The sequence below is a fragment of the Bacillus sp. XB1 genome, from assembly GCF_053557995.1.
In genome coordinates, this window is sequence record NZ_JBNRIL010000004.1 from 42,301 (window position 1) to 63,121 (window position 20,821).

At 35.4% G+C, this 20,821-nt stretch carries 18 protein-coding genes, 1 riboswitch and 1 other annotated feature; of the genes, 13 read left to right on the forward strand and 5 right to left on the reverse strand.

Going from position 1 to position 20,821, the window contains the following annotated elements:
* Positions 1-141 precede the first annotated feature (141 nt).
* From ACK1U5_RS23235 to ACK1U5_RS23250, 4 genes are all read left to right on the forward strand, one after another.
* Positions 142-1,689, forward strand: coding sequence for an ABC-F family ATP-binding cassette domain-containing protein (locus ACK1U5_RS23235; protein ID WP_087875931.1), 1,548 nt, complete (start codon positions 142-144; stop codon positions 1,687-1,689).
* Positions 1,690-1,694: 5 nt separating this feature from the next.
* Positions 1,695-2,888, forward strand: a complete 1,194-nt coding sequence (locus tag ACK1U5_RS23240; RefSeq protein ID WP_113710562.1) for an MFS transporter — start codon at positions 1,695-1,697, stop codon at positions 2,886-2,888.
* Positions 2,889-3,068: 180 nt separating this feature from the next.
* Positions 3,069-3,281 carry a DUF3955 domain-containing protein gene (locus tag ACK1U5_RS23245; RefSeq protein WP_000792610.1) on the forward strand — a complete coding sequence of 71 codons (213 nt, stop codon included), beginning with the start codon at positions 3,069-3,071 and terminating at the stop codon, positions 3,279-3,281.
* Between the two features lie 66 nt (positions 3,282-3,347).
* Positions 3,348-3,587, forward strand: a complete 240-nt coding sequence (locus ACK1U5_RS23250; protein WP_000980956.1) for a DUF3947 family protein — start codon at positions 3,348-3,350, stop codon at positions 3,585-3,587.
* Positions 3,588-3,616: 29 nt separating this feature from the next.
* Here the strand turns inward: ACK1U5_RS23250 and crcB (ACK1U5_RS23255) are convergent, their stop codons facing one another.
* Positions 3,617-3,973 carry a fluoride efflux transporter CrcB gene (crcB, locus tag ACK1U5_RS23255; protein ID WP_000568581.1) on the reverse strand — a complete coding sequence of 119 codons (357 nt, stop codon included), beginning with the start codon at positions 3,971-3,973 and terminating at the stop codon, positions 3,617-3,619.
* Complete coding sequence (gene crcB, locus ACK1U5_RS23260) at positions 3,970-4,374, reverse strand: fluoride efflux transporter CrcB (RefSeq protein ID WP_000639312.1); 405 nt, start codon at positions 4,372-4,374, stop codon at positions 3,970-3,972. Before crcB (ACK1U5_RS23260) ends, crcB (ACK1U5_RS23255) begins: the two co-directional genes overlap by 4 nt.
* Before the next feature lie 54 nt (positions 4,375-4,428).
* Positions 4,429-4,488, reverse strand: a riboswitch (Fluoride riboswitch).
* Positions 4,489-4,720: 232 nt separating this feature from the next.
* Between crcB (ACK1U5_RS23260) and ACK1U5_RS23265 the strand changes: the two genes are divergently transcribed.
* The 5 genes from ACK1U5_RS23265 to tyrS all read left to right on the forward strand — a co-directional run bounded on the left by ACK1U5_RS23265 (position 4,721) and on the right by tyrS (position 10,847).
* A complete protein-coding gene (locus ACK1U5_RS23265; protein WP_000714051.1) occupies positions 4,721-5,779 on the forward strand; it encodes an endonuclease/exonuclease/phosphatase family protein in 1,059 nt (352 codons plus the stop codon).
* 32 nt (positions 5,780-5,811) lie between these two features.
* On the forward strand, positions 5,812-7,314 hold the full coding sequence (locus ACK1U5_RS23270; RefSeq protein WP_087875929.1) for a DUF4077 domain-containing protein: 1,503 nt from the start codon (positions 5,812-5,814) through the stop codon (positions 7,312-7,314).
* Between the two features lie 208 nt (positions 7,315-7,522).
* A complete protein-coding gene (locus tag ACK1U5_RS23275; RefSeq protein ID WP_000573649.1) occupies positions 7,523-7,918 on the forward strand; it encodes an SET domain-containing protein in 396 nt (131 codons plus the stop codon).
* Positions 7,919-8,300: 382 nt separating this feature from the next.
* Positions 8,301-9,218, forward strand: a complete 918-nt coding sequence (gene murB / locus ACK1U5_RS23280; protein WP_001057102.1) for a UDP-N-acetylmuramate dehydrogenase — start codon at positions 8,301-8,303, stop codon at positions 9,216-9,218.
* Between the two features lie 97 nt (positions 9,219-9,315).
* Positions 9,316-9,531 (forward strand) — a binding site (T-box leader).
* Between the two features lie 56 nt (positions 9,532-9,587).
* The gene (tyrS, locus tag ACK1U5_RS23285) at positions 9,588-10,847 is read left to right on the forward strand and encodes a tyrosine--tRNA ligase (RefSeq protein WP_001021099.1); all 1,260 of its coding nucleotides are present in this window, start codon (positions 9,588-9,590) and stop codon (positions 10,845-10,847) included.
* 298 nt (positions 10,848-11,145) lie between these two features.
* On the opposite strand, the gene ACK1U5_RS23290 is transcribed toward tyrS, so the two are convergent.
* The 3 genes from ACK1U5_RS23290 to ACK1U5_RS23300 form a co-directional block, all read right to left on the reverse strand.
* The gene (locus ACK1U5_RS23290) at positions 11,146-12,324 is read right to left on the reverse strand and encodes an NAD(P)/FAD-dependent oxidoreductase (RefSeq protein WP_000043203.1); all 1,179 of its coding nucleotides are present in this window, start codon (positions 12,322-12,324) and stop codon (positions 11,146-11,148) included.
* Positions 12,325-12,368: 44 nt separating this feature from the next.
* Positions 12,369-12,809, reverse strand: coding sequence for a DUF1641 domain-containing protein (locus tag ACK1U5_RS23295; protein WP_001115311.1), 441 nt, complete (start codon positions 12,807-12,809; stop codon positions 12,369-12,371).
* 435 nt (positions 12,810-13,244) lie between these two features.
* Positions 13,245-13,589 (reverse strand): winged helix-turn-helix transcriptional regulator, encoded by a 345-nt coding sequence (locus ACK1U5_RS23300; protein ID WP_000760475.1) that lies wholly within the window; start codon positions 13,587-13,589, stop codon positions 13,245-13,247.
* A 372-nt stretch (positions 13,590-13,961) separates the two neighbouring features.
* Between ACK1U5_RS23300 and ACK1U5_RS23305 the strand changes: the two genes are divergently transcribed.
* From ACK1U5_RS23305 to ACK1U5_RS23320, 4 genes are all read left to right on the forward strand, one after another.
* Positions 13,962-15,146, forward strand: coding sequence for an MFS transporter (locus ACK1U5_RS23305; protein ID WP_162841980.1), 1,185 nt, complete (start codon positions 13,962-13,964; stop codon positions 15,144-15,146).
* A 16-nt stretch (positions 15,147-15,162) separates the two neighbouring features.
* Complete coding sequence (locus tag ACK1U5_RS23310) at positions 15,163-16,002, forward strand: aldo/keto reductase (protein WP_000793550.1); 840 nt, start codon at positions 15,163-15,165, stop codon at positions 16,000-16,002.
* Between the two features lie 108 nt (positions 16,003-16,110).
* On the forward strand, positions 16,111-17,031 hold the full coding sequence (locus tag ACK1U5_RS23315; protein WP_001022514.1) for a thioester domain-containing protein: 921 nt from the start codon (positions 16,111-16,113) through the stop codon (positions 17,029-17,031).
* A 574-nt stretch (positions 17,032-17,605) separates the two neighbouring features.
* Positions 17,606-20,809, forward strand: coding sequence for a putative mucin/carbohydrate-binding domain-containing protein (locus ACK1U5_RS23320; protein ID WP_100240264.1), 3,204 nt, complete (start codon positions 17,606-17,608; stop codon positions 20,807-20,809).
* Positions 20,810-20,821: the final 12 nt, after the last annotated feature.

Consider the following 20,821-nt stretch of genomic DNA (forward strand, 5'->3'; position numbering starts at 1 on the left):
GTCTATGGCCCTTTGTGTATATTATTCCGATGAGTCTTTACTATAAATTGGAGTAGTATAGGAAAAACCACGAAGCAGAGGGCTAGTGTCGAATGACGCTATCTCTCTGCTTTTTTTAATTTCAGGAAAAGAGGAATAAAAATGAGTTTACTTAAAGTTGAAAGTTTATCACATAGTTTTATAGATAAAGTATTATATGAAAATGCTTCTTTTGATTTGCATAAAGGGGAGCATATGGGAATTGTTGGACAGAATGGTGCAGGAAAAAGCACATTAATGAAAATATTGGTGGGGGAAATTATTCCTGATAAGGGAGACATAAAGTGGCAACCTAATATTCAAATTGGACATCTTGATCAATACGCAGAAATTGATGAGGGTTACACCATTTCACAATATTTAAAGAGAGCCTTTTATGATTTGTATGAAATGGAAAAGAGAATGAACAAGTTATATGAAGAAAGTGCGATGACTGGAGATGAAAATCAACTATTGAAAGCGGCAGAAATTCAAGGACTGCTCGAGGCTCGTGATTTTTATTCAGTAGATAGTATTACGAATAAGGTGGCAGCCGGTTTAGGTATTGATGTGATTGGGATAAATCGTGTGATTGGTGAATTAAGCGGAGGGCAGCGTGCAAAGGTAATTTTAGCGAAGCTCTTATTAGAAGAGCCTAATATTTTATTGCTAGATGAACCGACGAATTTTCTCGATAAGGAGCATGTGGAGTGGCTTGCTAATTATTTAATGAATTTTGAAGGAGCGTTTATTGTCGTATCACATGATTTTGATTTTCTGGAAAAGGTAACTTCTTGCATATGTGATGTAGAGTTCGGAACAGTTAAGAAGTATTACGGCAAATACTCAGATTTTGTAAGACAAAAGGAGCATTTGCGAAAAGATTATATTCGCCAATATTATGCACAGCAAAAGAAAATTGAAAAAACGGAAGAGTATATTCGTAGAAATATTGCTGGGGTGAATTCAAAAATAGCGCAAGGTCGTAGAAAACAATTACAGCGTATGGAAAGAATTGCGCCACCAAGTTTTACTCATAAACCGTCTATTCATTTTCAGGAACTTCCCATTTCAGTTCAGACAGTTCTTGAAGTAAATAATCTTGAAGTTGGTTACGACTTCGCTCTCTTACCAAAGTTGAATTTTTCAGTAATGGGTGGGCAAAAACTTGTCATTACAGGTTTCAATGGAGTAGGGAAATCTACTTTATTAAAAACAATCGTTGGAAATATTGCTAGTATTTCTGGAGAGTTTCACTTTTCAGAGCAAATAAAGATTGGATATTATGAGCAAGATTTAAATTGGGGCAATGATTCTTTAACGCCGCTTCAAATTATTTCAGAACAGTTTCCTAAACTGAATATGAAGGAAATACGTCATCATTTAGCTGCGTGTGGAGTGAAGGATACGCACGTTTCGCAAGAAATTCGTACGTTAAGTGGTGGTGAACAATCGAAGGTGAAACTGTGTGGATTATTACTATCACCTTGTAACTTCTTAATTTTAGATGAGCCGACAAATCATTTGGATGCAGAAGCGAAGGAAGCTTTGCAAAAGGCGTTAATTAAGTTTAAGGGCAGTATTATACTCGTATCTCACGAAGCAAGTTTTTATCTTGATTGGGCAGATAGCATCTTTCATATAGAGACGGGATTAGTTAAGGGGGTGTGAAACATATGAGTGAAAACAATTGGAAAACGAAAATTATATTATTTTTGACCGCTCAAACTATTTCGTTGTTCGGTTCCTCTCTCGTGCAATACGCGATTATATGGTATATCACCCTTACAACATCATCAGGAGTGATGTTGACTATTTCAACTGTTTGCGGTTTTCTACCACAAATTGCGATATCTTTGTTTGCAGGTGTTTGGATTGATCGTTATGACCGTAAAAAGATGATTATGTTATCGGACGGGATTATAGCGATTGCGACGTTAGTTTTAGCAATTTTATTTTTAACAGGATATAAAAGTATTTGGTTACTTTTTATTGTGTTACTCATTCGTTCAGCTGGAACAGGAGTACAAACGCCAGCTGTGAATGCATTAATTCCGCAAATCGTTCCGAAAGAGTATCTTATGAAAGTAAATGGAATAAATAGCAGTATTACATCTTTAATTATGTTTCTTTCTCCAGCAGCAAGTGCTACGATTCTTTCTATTGCCAGCATTGAAACAACATTTTTTATTGATGTTATTACGGCTATGATTGGAATTGGTATTATGTTTATCATTCAGGTGGAAGGACATGTGAATGTAGAGAGTAAGCAAAAATCTAATCTACAAGGAATTAAAGAAGGGTTCTCTTATTTAAAAGAAAATGTATTTATTAAAAGGCTAATCGTTTTATTAATTATCGTCATGATTTTAATAAGTCCAGCTGCTTTTTTAACACCTTTAATGGTAAATCGTTCTTTCGGGGCCGAAATGTGGAGACTTACTGCTAGTGAGATGACCTTTAGTGCGGGTGCGGCAGCTGGTGGCGTATTGATTGCAGCGTGGGGTGGTTTTCGTAATCGTATGCATACAACAGCGCTAGCTTGTGCATTATATGGACTGCTTATGATTGGACTCGGAATAGCACCGATATTTATTATGTATTTAGTCTTTAATTTTTTAATTGGTATAACAATGCCGTGCTTCAATACACCAGTTACTGTGTTATTGCAGGAGAAAGTAGAACCATCAATGCACGGACGGATGTTTAGCCTTGTACAAATTGCGAATTCATGCGCGCTTCCTTTAGGAATGATAATATTTGGTCCGTTGTCGGATATGTTTAGTGTAGAGATTTTGTTAATTTATGCTGGGATATTCGTGCTATTTTGCGCAATGTATATTGTATTAAGCAAGAGGTTTGAAGTGTAAATATTTATAATTTAGAAGGTTTGCGAAGTGATTTAAGATGCTTTGCAAACCTTTTTGTTGTTTGTTTAGTCAATAATTATTTATTGTTTAACGATAAATAATTATTGACTGTTAATTCTTTTTTAGATAATATGATGGTAAGAATCTAAGGGGAATTACATAAGTAGAGGAGAATGTGAAATGAAAAATAAATACGTAGTAGCTATTTCTTTCATGATTTTAGCGATTATTTCTTTAACGATACATGCTTCAAACAGTAAAGTAGGAGCGGATGGATTTCTTGAAGAACCTTTCTTTTTCCTAGTACCGATAAGTTATATATTGTTCCTTAGTGGTATTGGTATATTGCTATTTGGATTTATTACTTCAAAGCTGAAAAAGGGCAATAGATAGGGACAAAACACTCACTATGAAATAGAAACATACCATGTGGAAGAAAAAGAATAAGTGAGATGAATCATGATGAATCATTATTTTTATAATGGTAGACAAGTAGGAGCTGCTATTACGCTGGCTGGGGCACAAGGGACAATTCATGCTGTGAATCAAGCTATTCAAATGCAGCAACAAGCATATTTTGCACAAATGATGCAAAGTCAGTATATGCCGTATTCACAACTTCCGATGCAAATTGTACATTACGATGTACATCCAGCTGGTTTATTTTCCATTCCATATGGCGGGACATATTTCTTATGAAAGAAAGCGACTCAATAGAGTCGCTTTTTTTATATTCCGCCTAGCTTCATTCCAAGGAAGGCGAAGAGGATACCAATTATGTAAGTAGCACTTAAATATAAAAGGAAGATGTATAGCTTTTTACGATTGAGAAGCTGAACGGATTCTAATTTAAACGTAGAAAATGTAGTGAATGCGCCCATAAATCCAGTACCTAATAATAGTTGCCAGCCTGTAGTAACTCCGTTGCCGATTATATATCCAAGTAAAAATGCTCCTGTTATATTAATAAGGAATGTAGCAATTGGAAATTGTGTTTTATTTCTTTTCTTAAACCAATTGCTAATTGCAAATCGTGTAATCGCACCGAAAAATCCTCCTGTTGCGACTAATAAGGCTTCTATCATGAGTAATCACCTTCCGTAAGAGACTTCTTAATTAAGAAATCTCCAAGTGTATAGCCAAGACCAGACATAATGAGGCCACCAAGTATGCTGCATGATACATATAAGAAGGCTATGCTCCACTCAGAATGATTGATCAATTGCACAGTTTCTACACTAAATGTTGAAAAAGTCGTAAAGGAACCGATGAATCCAGTTCCGATGCCTGTGATAACCTCTGAAGGTAAGATGTTTAGCCGAGCGATATAAGTAGTTAGCCACGCTAAGAAAAAGCAACCGATTAAGTTAATGAGTAATGTTGCCAATGGAAATGAATGATGCCAAAATGTGTTGATATTAAGACCTAAATAATAACGAGAAAGAGCTCCTAATATACCAGCAATGCCAACGATAATATAAATCAATTTTCTCACCTCTTTAAATAGCTTGCTCAAAAAAATAGACTCCTACCAGTATCCATACTGGTAGGAGTCATTAGCTAAGCAGCGTTTATGGCGAACTCCATCGCCTATGATTATTACATATAGTGTACTAAATATACCGTTTAATTTCCAGTGAGGAGGAGGGTGTAACTTTTCTTTTTTTGATGTCTGAAGGCTTTTTAAGTAATTAAAATGGGATCGATTACTTATCAACTAAATATAGTGATATACGGTTTTAATTATGATAAAATGTTTCTTATGTGTGTCGTTTTGTTTTATTTGACTGAAAATAAAGAAAAATAAATTTGCGTGAAAAGGAGTCATTTATTTGAAGAAATTTTTAAAAATCGTATTTACATGTGTTTTAGTAGTAGCGGGCATTGTAGGAGGATTTCTAGCTTATATGACACTTACTAAAGAACAGCCTGCTGATGTTATAAGCTTGAAGGTAGAGAATAATAAGGAGCGCGTATTAGCGACTGGAAATGAGTTTAAAGTTACAACATTTAATATTGGATATGCTGGGTTAGATAAGGATCAAGATTTCTTTATGGATGGTGGAAAGGGATCTGGTTCAAGTAGTAAAGAGCAAACGGAAACTAATTTAAAGAATATGCTTTCGTTTTTACAAAATGAGAATAGTGATTTTGCGCTATTACAAGAAGTTGATATAAAGTCACTTCGTTCATTTGATGTAAATGAACATGAATTTTTGAAAAAAGGATTACCTGATTATGTTTCGTCATTTGGCAAGAACTACGATACGAAATGGGTTCCAGTACCAATAACAAATCCAATGGGATATGCGGAGGCTGGATTAAGTACGTTTTCTAAATACACTGTTCAAGAAGCGAAGAGGTTCCAGCTGCCTGGAATGGAGCCTTGGCCAAAGCGTTTGTTTGATTTAGATCGAGCAATTGTGGAATATAAAATTCCTGTTAATAATGGAAAACATGTTAGACTCGTAAATTTACATTTGTCTGCTTATGATGAAGGCGGGAAAATTAGAAAACAGCAAGTAGAGTATTTAAAAGAATATATGAACAAGCATTATGAAAATGGTGATTACGTAATAATGGGTGGAGATTGGAATCAATTGGTTTCGAACGCTCAATTAAGTGATCCGAAGTTCGTGAAAGAGCGTCCTGAGTGGTTAGTAGAGTTACCGAAGGACTTTACAGACGGTGGCTTTAAATGGGCTGTAGATCCGTCTGTTATGACTGTAAGAGATGATGTAAAGAAATATGTAGAAGGTGAAAATTTCGTCACTATTATTGATGGCTTTATCGTTTCACCGAATGTAGAGATTGTAAATGTACAAGGGAAAGATTTAAAGTTTGAAAATAGCGATCATAACCCAGTAAGTGCGGTATTTAAACTGAAGTAATTGATATGTATAAGTAGAAGGTGGGGCTTCATATGGAGTGGTTAAAGAGGACTTGTTTTTCTAACCTTGAGAAAGAATCACAGAAAAATCATTTATTACTGTTTATAACGATTTGTAGTTTCTTCCTTGGGATAATCGCAATTGGGTATTATGGATATATTTTTACAGAGAGAGCCATAGCATTTTGGATTTGTGGTATTTCTGTCGTTGCATTTGGAACGCTTTTTACTTTTATAAAAAGTATGGAATCAGCGTATAAATATATCATGACATTTATGTTGCTTACAATGTCTTACATTATGGTACAAGCTTTTAATGAAAGCCCGGCTGTATTTCAAATGGTCTATTTTACATTAGCTGTTTCACTTATTTACTTAAGTGAGCGCCTCATTTTAATTCTTGGCGGGATAGCTGTTGTGATCACATTTATCCTTTGTAGCTATTGGCCGGAGCAATTTTTTGCTTATACAGCCTCATCTGAAGCTGCTAATTTCGCAAGTTTGTTAGCGATTGTAACAATCGCTATGTGGGGCGTCACGAAAATCGGTTCTAATCTGCTCCTTCGTTTAAGTGATGAGAAGCAAGAAGTAATGAGAAAAGCTCAGGAGTTAGAAGAGACGCAAAGACTTATTGAAGAAACAGTTGTGAAACTAGATAGTAATTTCAATCATTTAAGACAAAATATGAACACGTCGATGGAATCGATGAGTGAAATTAATTTTGCCTTTGAAGAGGTGGCAGTTGGTACGCAATCACAATCAGAGATGATGTATCGTTCGGTAGAAGTATTGAATGATATGGAGGGAAATATTGAGCAAATCATCTCTCAAGTAAGAACTGCATCGGCTCATGTGGATGAAAGCTTAGAAATTTCAAAAGGTAGTGTACATACTCTAAGAAATTTTGAAACTAACATGAGAAGTTTAAATGATGTTGTTTCACAGTCTGGAATTATATTTAGAGATTTAATGATGCAATCGAAACAAATTAATGAAATTGTAGATGTAATAACGAATATTTCAAGTCAGACGAGTTTGCTAGCTTTAAATGCAAATATTGAAGCTGCGAGGGCAGGCGAGCATGGAAAAGGTTTTGCTATTGTAGCGAGTGAAGTGTTAAAGCTTGCTGAAGAATCAAATCGTTCTGCGGGAAGAATTCAAGGGATTTTGAAGGAGTTTAGTAATCAAGCAAGTAAGGTAGAAGTGCAAGTAGAGAAGTCAGAAAGAGTGCAAGAAGAATGTAACGAGATGTTAGCAAGCGTTTTAACAAATGTAACTGATTTAGGGAAGTTTATTGATGCGATTAATGAAGTAATGCGAGAGGTTGTTGTTCAACAAGAAAGTTTCCAAGTTAAAACGACGAATATCGTAAAGGATGTTACGCATGCTTCTAACGTAATTCAGCAAACTTCTACAGCTACAGAAGAAGTGCTAGCGAGTGTGGAAGAAGAAAAACATCGAAATGATACGTCAGTGAAGACGTTACAAACTGTTAGCGAGCAAGTGAAGTTGTTAGAAGATATTTTAGAAAAGTAATATTGCTTAGAAAGAGCACGAGTGATGTGCTCTTTTTTCATTGAAACGAATACTTGATAGGAATTTAATTGCTTTTCTGCGCGTTTTCTGCCAAGCTTAAGGAGATAAAGTGAGACTAGTACATACTGATTATTAGCCCTCACCAATCAAGCTATCCGCAAATAGCGGAATAAAATACTTCAAAGAAAGAATTATATAGGTGACGCATATGATCGAAGTTAAGACTTCTGAACTTAGTGATGGAGAATTTAATAGAGGTGTATTTGCAACTCGTGATATTAAAAAGGGTGAGTTGATACACGCAGCACCAGTTATCTCTTATCCGAATGAACAGCATGAACATATTGAGAAAACGTTACTTGCTGATTACGCATTTGAGTATGGAATCAATCATACGGCAATCCTTTTAGGATATGGTATGTTATTTAATCATTCATATACACCGAATGCAACGTATGACATCGTTTTTGAGAATCATACATTTAACTTCTATGCTTATAAAGATATAAAAGCAGGAGAAGAAATTTTAATCAATTATAATGGTGAAGTTGATAACGATGAGCTGTTATGGTTTGATAAAGAAAAAGAAGAGAACGAAAAGTAATATAAAGAGTATAGAAAGAGCACATTCTGTGGGATGTGCTCTTTTTTGTTGATGTAAATAAAGTAAAAAGTACAAAAAAATACCACTTTCTTTTTGTGTGGTATAGTAAGATACTGAGGGATAGTGTTTTGAAAAAGTCATATATTTTACAAATTGTTGTCTTTCTGATGACATGTCAAGTTTAGTAGTCCATTTGGGTTGCTTTATTATGCAATATATATTTTAATATGAGTGGCACCTCTTATAAATTAAGAGGTTTATAGGTGTCTCGAATTGATTTTGGGTACACTGTATCCACCACTTTAGGTTCTTTCATGTACGTGGGGGTATTATGGGCCCGTATAACGGGATAAAATGAATATAGAAATAGAGGAATCGTAAAATGAATATGCAAGAGGTTTATAAATATTTAAGTACGGTATTGCCTGAAGGACATGTTAAACAAGATGAAATGTTAAAGAATCATACGCATATTAAAGTTGGCGGAAAAGCAGATGTTTTTGTTGCGCCTACAAATTATGATGAAATTCAAGAAGTTATCAAATATGCGAACGAATATAATATTCCAGTTACGTTTTTAGGAAATGGATCAAATGTCATTATTAAAGATGGTGGAATTCGCGGGATTACAGTAAGTTTAATTCATATTACAGGTGTTACTGTAACAGGAACGACGATTGTAGCACAGTGCGGTGCAGCAATTATTGACGTATCACGTATTGCCTTAGACCATAACTTAACGGGTCTTGAGTTTGCTTGTGGTATTCCAGGTTCAGTTGGCGGAGCATTATATATGAATGCTGGTGCATACGGCGGTGAAATTTCGTTTGTATTAACAGAAGCTGTCGTAATGACAGGTGATGGAGAGCTACGTACTTTGACGAAAGAAGCATTTGAATTTGGATATCGTAAGAGTGTATTTGCGAACAACCATTACATTATTCTTGAAGCGAGATTTGAACTTGAAGAAGGTGTACATGAAGAAATTAAAGCCAAAATGGATGATTTAACGTTTAAACGTGAGTCAAAACAGCCTCTAGAATATCCTTCATGTGGTAGCGTATTTAAGCGCCCACCAAATAACTTTGCTGGTAAGTTAATTCAAGACTCAGGACTACAAGGTAAGCGAATTGGTGGAGTAGAAGTTTCTTTAAAACACGCTGGATTTATGGTGAATGTTGATAACGGAACAGCACAAGATTACATCGATTTAATTCACTTCGTACAAAAGACAGTTGAAGAGAAATTTGGCGTGAAGTTGGAGCGAGAAGTAAGGATTATTGGAGAAGATAAAGAATAACGAAATACGTATGAAGATATGAATTATTTTAAAATAACATTTGGGTATTGTTGACAATTTGTTTTCAATTCAATATAATGGCTAATAATTTAACAAATAACATACGTTGAAAGAGCCCAGTAGCAGTTTGTCACTGTTAACGAGAGAGCTAGGGGTTGCTGGAACCTAGCACAAACAAACTTGCGAATTACACTCTGGAGTATCTTAGGTAATGCTAAGCGGACTAGCAATCGATATTATTGCTAAGAGTGGTATGAGTAGCTATGCTATTTATGCAAACTGGGTGGTAACACGGTGAATAATCGTCCCTATGTCTATCGTAGACATAGGGGCTTTTTTGTTTTTAAAAAATAAAGGGGATGACAAAAGATGAATATTATTGATGAATTAGAATGGCGCGGCGCCGTTAATCAGCAGACTGACGAAGAAGGCTTACGTAAGCTAGTAGAAGAGAAAAAGATTTCACTATACTGCGGAGTTGATCCAACTGGTGATAGTATGCATATCGGACATTTGATTCCGTTTATGATGATGAAGAGATTCCAATTAGCTGGCCATCATCCTGTTATTTTAATTGGCGGGGCAACAGGAACAATTGGTGATCCGAGTGGACGACAATCAGAGCGTCAGCTTCAAACGTTAGAAGTGGTTCAGCATAATGTAGATGCGTTAACAGCACAAATGAAAAAGCTATTTGATTTTGGTGGAAATAGCGAAGTGAAGATGGTAAATAACTATGATTGGACACATGAAATAAATATTATTGAGTTTTTACGTGATTACGGGAAAAACTTTAGCATCAATAGCATGTTAGCGAAGGATATTGTAGCAAGCCGTTTAGATACAGGTATTTCTTTCACAGAATTCACGTACCAAATTTTGCAAGCGATGGACTTCCATCATTTATACACGAAAGAGGATGTTCAACTTCAAATTGGTGGTAGTGACCAATGGGGAAATATTACGAGTGGTTTAGATTTAATTCGTAAGTTAGAAGGTCATGAGGCGAAAGTATTCGGATTAACGATTCCGTTATTATTAAAATCGGACGGTACGAAGTTTGGTAAATCAGCGGGTGGTGCGGTTTGGCTTGATCCTGAAAAAACGACACCGTTTGAATTTTACCAGTTCTGGGTAAATACAGATGACCGTGACGTAATTAAATACTTGAAATACTTTACGTTCTTAACGAAAGAGCGTATTGATGAATTAGCAACGAAGGTAGAAACAGAGCCTCATAAACGTGAAGCGCAAAAAGTGTTAGCGGAAGAAATGACGAAATTTGTTCATGGAGAAGAGGCGTTCCTGCAAGCTGAGAAAATTACAGCAGCGTTATTTAGCGGAAATATTAAATCGTTAACAGCTGATGAAATTGAACAAGGCTTTAAAGAAATGCCAACATTCCAGTCTTCAAAAGAGACGAAAAACATCGTAGAGTGGCTAGTCGATTTAGGGATTGAACCATCTAGACGACAAGCACGCGAGGACATTAATAATGGTGCGATTTCTATGAATGGTGAGAAAGTAACAGATGTGGGTACAGATGTTACTGTAGAAAATTCATTTGATGGAAGATTTATTATTATTCGTAAAGGGAAGAAGAACTACAGTCTTGTGAAATTAGGATAATAAGTAAGGCTGGAAAATATATCGGCGATTTTTCGAATATATCGACCGTAACTCAAATTATATCGGCGATTTTCGAAATATATCAGCGCAAATCCGAATATATCAGCGATTTTCCCAATATATCGATTTACCGACAATAAGAGCTGTTCCGAACGGGACAGCTTTCATTATAAAAAGTCAGTATATTTAGATAAATTTAAAGGGTATATAATTTTTTTGACGAATAAATAAGTTAGAGAAAATTACGGATAAAAAATAGCCCGAACCATGCAGGGCATGATTCGGGCTTATATTCAGATTAGTAAGCTAAGCTGAATAGACCTTTAATGTGTGATAAGTAACGAACGTTACTTGCTTCTTTCATTAATGATGCTGGTAAGCCTTTAAGTGGAGTATTGCTTGCTCCAATTGTAGCAACCGCATCTTTACGTCCTAGACTAGCAAGTGTTCCAGAGTTTACAGGTGCGAACTCTTCTAATGCTTTGCCTTCTAGTGCTGCGTATAAGTTGTATCCAATTAACTCACCCATTTGCCAAGCGATTTGTGCAGTTGGTGGGTATGGACGTCCGTCTGGAGCGAAGACAACAGCGCTGTCTCCAGCAACGAATACGTCTTTGTGAGAAGTAGATTGTAGGTATGCATCAACTGTTGCACGTCCACGGTTAACTTCAAGACCTGATTCACCGATTAATGGGTTACCTTGTACGCCGCCTGTCCAAACGAATGTGTTAGCAACAAGTTTTTGACCGTCTTTTAAGTCAATTTCATTGCCAGCAACGTTTGTTACAGGAAGACCAGTTAAGAATGTAACACCGCGTGCTTCTAGGCTAGTAGTTGCACGTTCGATTAAGTGGTCTGGTAATACTGGAAGGATTTTTGGACCTGCTTCAACAAGAAGAAGTTTCACTTCTTTTGGATTTACGCCGTGGCTTTTTGCAAGTTTAGGCATAATGTCAGCAAGCTCACCAACTAGCTCAACGCCAGTTAATCCGCCACCACCGATTACGATTGTAGCATCAGCTTCGTTTTTCGTTTTCGCGTATTCACGAATACGGTCTTCAACGTGTTTGTAGATTTTGTTTGCATCAGCAGCCGATTTTAATACCATGCTGTTTTCTTCTAGTCCTGGAATACCGAAGTAAGCAGTTTTACTTCCTAAAGCAACTACAAGTGCATCGTAAGATAAAGTAGTGCCACCAGCTAGTTTGATTTCTTTGCTATCAACTGAGAATGACTCAACTGTTGCGATTTTAAGATCGATGTCTTTACCTTTGAAAAGCTTTGTAAGTGGCATTGCAACTGCTTGCTCAGACACGTTACCAGCTGCAAGGCGGTGTAGTTCAGTGATGATTTGGTGTGTTGGGTATTGGTTAATCACTGTAACTTGTGCTTCTGATTTGCTGTAATATTTACGTACGTTTAAAGCGGCAAGAAGACCGCCATAACCAGCGCCTAAGATGACAATTTGTTTTGACATAGTATGATATCCCCCGTCTTTACTAATTGTTGTTATAAGTTAAATTATTTATTGTTACGTTCTGCACTAATTTGAAGATATGCGTTCACAAAGCGGAACATTTTTTGTGCTTGTGGATCTTTTAGTAATTTTAACAGACCGAATAGGCCGATAACTTCGTTGCTTTCTTCAGCACGATCTTTCGCTTCGATTGCAGTTGCAGCCATGCTTTTCACTGTATCTTTTACAGGTTCTACAAGCTCTGTAATTGCACCAACAGTGTCGCTTTTTAATACTTCATCAGTAGCAACAGTTTGAGCGAAGTCATAAGACTTAGTTAAAATGTTAACAAGCTCAGTTAATTTTGGAAGCTGTTCTACTAGTGTTGTTAATGATTCTTGTACCTCAGGTTTTAACAACTGATCAAGTACATCAAGTTGTCCTTGGCTAGCAGAAATTTGTACAGTTTCTTGTTCTGGCTTTGTTTGAGTCATAGTTTCTGGCATCTCCAATTCTCCTTTACGATAGCAATACTCTTATTTTTTATAAGTAAGATAGTAAACGTTTACGAAACTTTATACAAAGTTTCACAAAACACAATAAAATGCCTTTAAATTTATGACAGCAAGTAAGCTGCAAACATAAATCTAAAACCATAACGTCTTACTTATTATTTATGAACTGTCCGATACATGGCTTGTCCGCATAATGGAAAAGCTCCGTTACCGGAAAGTGTATATAATATATATCCTATATTATATACTATATACACCTATGTTAACATAAAAATGATTCCTAATTATTTGATATTGAGTGTATAACGTAGTGCTGACAAGGTATGAAAGCGTATAAAATATTTTGTTCCAGTTAGAAATGTATATACATATAAAGAAAAAAAGGAAAAAATGAACAAATTCATGTTCGTTTTTTCCTTTTTCCTATTATTCACCTTCTACAATTAGCATCGATGTGTTACCGCTTTTTTCAAGATGGCATTCGCCCCAAGTACAAAGAGAATCAAGAATGGACTCTAAAGACCAACCGTATTCTGTAAGTGAATATTCTACTTTTGGTGGTACTTGATTGTATACCTTTCTTTGAATAACCCCATCGTCTTCTAATTCACGTAATTGCTGAGTTAACATTTTTTGTGTAATCCCAGGCATTAAACGTTTTAGTTCACTTGTTCTTTTTGTGCCTTTCGTTAGATGACAAAGGATAACAACCTTCCATTTTCCACCGATAACCTCTAAAGTCGCTTCAACGGGAATATTGTATTTCTTCATATAAAAATCTCCTTTGATGAATGTAGATTTAAGTTCTCCAACAAAAGAAGCTAAACAATTAAATGTTACTAAAAAGTGCCTATAGCACTTTAAAGTACGTACTTTTTATCATGTTGAATATGTTCCATAATAGCATACGTAAGAGGGAAATGAGTAGTACGGTACTAAAAAGTGCCTATGTTACTTTTAGGTACCTATCGTACTTTTAAGTGCGTTCTTCAAAAAAAGAGTAAAGCCATTCATAATAGCGTATATCAACAGTAAAGTTATTTTTGTAGAAGATAAAAAGGCCTTTTTATCATACTATTATGATTGGATTTCTCGCATTAAGGAGGAGTTCAATTGAATTCATATACAGTATCTTCTTCGGTTATGCAGACGAATCGGAGAAGTATATTTGCTTTATTAGCACTAGCAATTAGTGCGTTTGGAATTGGTACAACTGAATTTATTAGTGTCGGCTTATTACCATCTATCTCAGAGGATTTACATGTTTCTGTTACAACAGCGGGGTTAACTGTTTCTTTATATGCATTAGGAGTAGCGTTTGGTGCTCCAGTATTAACGTCATTAACAGCTAGTATGTCGCGAAAGACGTTATTAATGTGGATTATGATTATTTTCATTATTGGTAATGGAATTGCGGCGGTAGCAACAAGTTTTACTGTGTTACTTATTGCGAGGGTTGTATCTGCATTTGCGCATGGTGTTTTTATGTCAATTGGATCTACAATTGCGGCTGCGCTTGTACCTGAGAATAAACGTGCAAGTGCAATAGCATTTATGTTTACTGGTTTAACTGTTGCGACTATTACAGGTGTACCAATTGGAACATTTATCGGTCAACAATTTGGCTGGAGGGCCTCGTTTATTGTTATTGTGGCCATTGGAATCGTTGCTTTAATCGCCAATAGTATGCTAATTCCTTCTAATTTAAAAAAGGGTACGTCTGTATCATTTCGCGATCAATTTAAGCTGATTACGAATGGAAGACTGTTACTTGTATTTATTATTACTGCATTAGGATACGGGGGAACGTTCGTAACATTTACGTATTTATCTCCGTTATTACAAGAAGTAACAGGATTTAAAGCAAGTACCGTTACAATTATTTTGTTAGTATACGGAATTGCAATTGCGATTGGGAATATGGTCGGGGGAAAATTATCAAATCATAATCCGATTCGAGCGTTATTTTACATGTTCTTTATTCAAGCGATTGTATTATTTGTTTTAACATTTACAGCGCCATTTAAAGTCGCTGGATTCATCACAATTATTTTCATGGGACTATTCGCATTTATGAATGTTCCAGGGCTACAAGTGTATGTTGTTATATTAGCTGAGAGGTTTGTACCTAGCGCTGTTGATGTAGCATCGGCGATTAACATTGCAGCATTTAACGCAGGAATTGCTCTTGGTGCTTACTTGGGCGGTATTGTAACGAACTCGTTAGGATTAATTCATACGGCTTGGGTAGGTGGAATTATGGTAGTAGGTGCTGTTGTTTTAACTGCGTGGAGTATGACATTAGAAAAAAGAGATCAAGTAAAATAAAAGGAGAGAAAATAAAATGAAAAACTTACAAAGTAAAACAGTATTAAATAATGGTGTAGAAATGCCTTGGTTCGGTTTAGGTGTATTTAAAGTAGAGGATGGACCAGAACTTGTAGAAGCAGTGAAATCGGCGATTAAAGCAGGATACCGCAGCATTGATACAGCTGCAATTTACGGAAATGAAAAAGCTGTAGGTGAAGGAATTCGCGCGGGTATAAAAGAAGCAGGCATTTCTCGTGAAGATTTATTCATTACTTCAAAAGTGTGGAATTCGGATCAAGGATATGAAACGACACTTGCTGCATATGAAGAAAGCTTAAAAAAATTAGAGCTGGATTATTTAGATTTATACCTTGTTCATTGGCCTGTAGAAGGGAAATATAAAGATACGTGGAGAGCGTTAGAAACACTTTATAAAGAAAAACGCGTACGTGCAATTGGGGTAAGTAATTTCCAAATTCATCACTTACAAGATGTAATGAAAGATGCAGAAATTAAACCAATGATTAACCAAGTAGAATACCACCCTCGTTTAACACAAAAAGAATTACAAGCTTTCTGTAAAGAACAAGGTATTCAAATGGAAGCATGGTCACCACTTATGCAAGGTCAATTATTAGATAATGAAACATTACAAGAAATTGCTGAGAAACACGGTAAAACAACAGCGCAAGTTATTTTACGTTGGGATCTTCAAAATGGAGTAATCACTATTCCAAAATCAACGAAAGAACACCGCATTATTGCAAATGCCGATATATTTAATTTCGAATTAACGAAAGAAGATATGGAAAAAATCGATGCGTTAAATCAAAATCACCGCGTTGGTCCGGATCCTGATAACTTCGATTTCTAAGATTAAAGTAAGAAAGAAGAGTGCGTAAAAGCACTCTTTTTTTGTGCATAAAAATAGTTTCTAAATAAATACTACTTAGTATTAAGTTTGTGATAAGGGGCTGTAAACATGAATATAAAGCAATCGTTCAAGATTTTAGCTATGTTTTTAAGTGTTTTATTTGTGTTATTCCCGCTTCAAAAAGCATTTGCAGAAGTTATGGACCATACAAAGTATGAAATGAATTGGAGTTATAGTAAGTCAAAGAAGAAACCAATTCGAACAGAGCTTATTAAAACGGCAGATGGCAAAATTGCTTTTTGCTTAAATGTAGATTTGAAATCTCCAAGCGGTCAAGATTTACCGGAAATGGGGAAAGTGGATATTAACGTATACCGTGTACTATTGAATGGATATCCACAAAAGAGTCCACAAGAATTAGGTGTTTCTGATTGGAGAGAAGCACATTACGCAACGCAGCTTGCAGTGTGGAATGCGTTAAAACAAATCGATATTAATGATTTAGATTTCCGCAATAAAAATGTAGAGAAAGTAACGAAAGACATCGTTGCAAAAGCAAGCGCTAGTGAAGAGTTACAAGAAATTACGATGAGTGTAACTCCTACAGAAGAACAAGAAGCAGTATTAAAAAATGATTTCTTTGAAACAGGTTTATATACAGTAGAAACAAATGCAAAAAGCGGAACGTATAAAGTGCAAGCAACAGGTGCGCCAGCGGGCGTGAAATTTGCAAATGAAAAAGGCGAAACAAAAACAGAATTTAATGTAGGAGAAAAGTTCCGCATTTTAATTCCGAAACAAACACCAGCTGGTGGATTTAGCTTTAAAGTATCAGGAAATTTAACGAAATTACAAGGGATTGCGCATAAAGGTACACCGACTATTCAAAATGCAGTAGTATTACTTGAGCGTAGTGAAGAAAAAACAAGTCCAGAGTTAGCGGTAAGTTGGAAAAAGGCTGAGGCTCCAAATAAACCAAATAAGCCATATACTCCAAATGAACCGCATAAACCGAATCAAAAGAGATAATGAGAAAGCATTGGCGTATGCCAATGCTTTTTCATATGAATTCTTTAAAGGTATATCAAGATAATAATTAATCGAGTAAAACACTATTTTAACGTTTTAAAAAGTATTTAAAAATAATAAAATGTGACAAAATCTAAACGTTACAATAAATAGATTTTATTCACGAAATTGTAACATTATTCTAATTAGAGAGGCTATCAAACAAAGTGTAAAGCGTGTAAAATTCATTTGGAAAAACTACCTATAGATGGTCATATATGAAGAAAATGTAAGTTTTTATTGTTATTTTTATTTTTAGATGTATAGATGACAATACTGAAAAATATCTTTTACTATTCTCTTTTTTTATGTAGCAAGAGAACTCATCACAAATAGAGAGAAGTGAGGAGGGCATATTACATAAAAATTTTACAATGTAAGAAAGCGAATGCATGGAGAGAAATGCGGTAGTAATATATACAGGTGCGCGAGGTGTTAGTCCATTCATCAAATGTTTTTATAGAAATAATAGGATTACTTATTAGATGAATATATAGGGTAGTTTATCTAAATAAAGGAACAGGGGACACAGATTATGTCGAAGAAAAAGACGAGTAGGGTATTAGTAGCTGGAATATGTATATCTACATTATTATCGCCAGTAGCTTTCGAAGCATCGAAAGGATATGCAGCACCTTTGGAAGAAAATAAAGGTGGGAAATTAGAAGAGGTAAAAGAGAATAAGTTTGAGCAGAGAGTATTTCAGTTGCCGGGGAAAGGTAGCGTAGAAGAAGAAAATAATCGTTTAAGAGTTACTTGGAAACTTTCCGCTAATGAACCGACTGGAATTTATGCAGAGCCAAATGAAGAGATTACAATTGACATAAAAGGAACGCAGTCTATCCAAGCTTTTATTGGAACGAGATCTTATGATGAAAAGGACCCAGAGGAGTTTGATTTAAAACCAGGGAAAAATGTTATTTCATCTTCAAGAGGCGGTATTTTATATTTTTATAATATGAATAACGAAGGAGAAGTAACAGCTTCCGTTACAAATGGTGGTAGTCACTTTCCTTTATTTATTTTAGGTAAGCATACAAAAAAAGATTGGGATGAAATGTTAAAAAAATATAAGGATCCTTATGCAGTTGAATTAAAAGGTGAGAGAAGCTTAATTACTACTACTTACGATTCTGTGCAGAAATATATGAAGAATACGGATCCAACAGATTTAATGAAATTGCATGATAAGATTATCCGTTTAGAAAACGCAGTGGCAGGATTATCTGAGGACAGTGTTGGGGTTGCAAAATCTCCAACTCATTATGTTCAGTTTGTTGAAAAACGGAAGCCTGCTAAAGGGGACTTTATGTTTGCAAAACATTATCATACAGGATATATTCCAACTGCAATGAATAGAGTTTTAGATATAGAGGTACTTGAGAAGGATGGATGGGGACCGTGGCATGAAGTTGGTCATTTACATCAACAAGAACCGTGGAAGTGGTCTAAAGTAAGGGAAGTAACAGTAAATATTTACTCATTAGCTGTTCAAAAGGCGTTAGGGAATCAATTAGAAATGGATGAGCACTATAAAAACTCATTTGAGTATTTAGAGAAGCCTAAAGCAGAAAGATTCATTGATGATATTAATCCTCTTACAATGTTTTGGCAATTAAATGTAGTGTATGGAGAACATTTTTATCCTAGGTTACATCAAGCTTATCGTTTGTTACCTCAGAGTGAAATGCCTCATTCTGATGAAGAGAAAAAGCAGCTATTTATTTATATGACATCGCAAGTGGCAGGGCAAAATTTAATTCCTTTCTTTGAGGAATGGGGATTAACACCAAATGATGATATTAGAGAGAAAATAGAAAAATCAAAGTTACCTAAATTAGAAAAGGAAATCTGGAAAGCTACAGATAGTAATGATATTCGTGAGAAGCAAGTTGAACCGTATAAGGTTCCATATGGTGAACCTGCTAATGAAGTACAAAATCTTTTAGTTGGTACAGATTCTGACGAGAATGAAGCAAGTAAACTTGTTCGAAATTTAGGTGAGAATGTAAAAGTAACAGGAAAGATTGTATGGCCTAAACTAGAGAATGGTAAACAGGAAGTGTTAGTAGAAATTGGGGATGAGAAAGGAAATAAAAATTCAATTCCTGTCCAAGTTAACGGATTTTATGATGACAGTATAGTTTTTCAAGGACTTTCAGATGATGTAATGTCGACAGTGACACTTCACCACAATAAGAAGAAATTAAATGTAAACTTTACTAATAATGAAATACATTACCGTTTTGAAAAAGAAGAATATATGGGCTTAACGCTATATGATCGAAATGGGATTGAAAAGAAACGCGTATCTGCAGAAGGACAAGAAACGGGAAAAAGATTTGCGATGGAACTAAATGAATTGGATTTTGAATATGGTGATGTAGTAAAAGTATTCCATGCAGAACCGGATCGTCTGAAGTGGTACCAAAATAATACACTTGTAGATCAAGGGAAGGCTAAAAATAAAAAAGAGAAATTATTCCAAATCACTGAGCAAGGGTTCGAATTAAAAGATAGTTTACAAGAAGTGACGGCGAAACCGCAAAAAGTAGTAGTCGGAATGGATGTAGACAAACTAGATCCGAAAGAATTTGTACAAGTAAAAGATGGAGAAGTGGTTGGTTTTGCAGAAAAACCAAATACATCAAAAATCGGAGAACAAAAAGTAAAAGTAGAAACGAAAGATCGATTTGGAAATAAGAAAGTGACAGAAGTTCCTCTAATAGTAACATATGGAGATAGCCTACTTGTATATGGGCTAAGCTATAGAGATGGTGACTTAAAATCAATTGTAACTTTGCATCATGATACGAAAAAACTGAGTGCGACAGATACAAAGAACCTAATTCATGATTACTTTAAAGATGAAAAGTATTTTGAATTCACATTGTACGATAAAGAAGGAAGAGTGAAGAAAAATATAGCAGTAAAAGGTTTAGAGAATACGCAAGAATTTGCTAAGGAAGTAAATGGAATTGCATTTGAGTATGGAGATGTAGTGAAAGTATATCATGCGGAATCTTCTCGTTTACATTGGTATCAAAAAGATGTATATGTGGGCGAAGGAAAAAGTAAAGAGATAAAGGAATTAGTCTTCAAAATAACTGAAAATGGATTTGAAAGATTAGACGGTGAGCAAACAGTAAAAGCAAATCCGCAGCAAGTAGTAATCGGAACAAATAGCGAAACGCTAGACGCGAAGAACTTTGTTGAAGTACAGGGTGGAGAAGTAGTAGGTTTTGTAGGGGAAATAGATACGACAAAAATTGGTCAGCAAAAAGTGAAAGTAGAAACGAAAGATCGTTTTGGAAATAAGAAAGTGACGGAAGTTCCTGTAGAAGTGACATATGGGGATAGTCTAGTCTATCAAGGTGTGTCCGATGTTACACGTTCAATTATTACGTTAAACCACGCTGAAAAGAAATTACATGCAACATTTACAAATGATGAGATTCATTATCGCTTTGTAAATGAACAGTATATAGGCCTTACGATTTATGATCAAAATGGAACTGAGAAAAAGCATGTAACCGCAGAAGGACAAGAAACTTCGCAGAATTTTGCAGAACAAGTAAATGGTATGGCGTTCGAGTATGGTGACGTATTGAAAGTGTATCATGCCGAGTCAGATCGTTTAAGTTGGTATAAAAAGAGTGAGTTAGTTGGAAAAGGAGATAAGAAAAAGTTTAAAGAAATTTCCTTTAAGGTTACTCCAAATGGTTTAGAACAAGTGTAATAATAAAAAAAG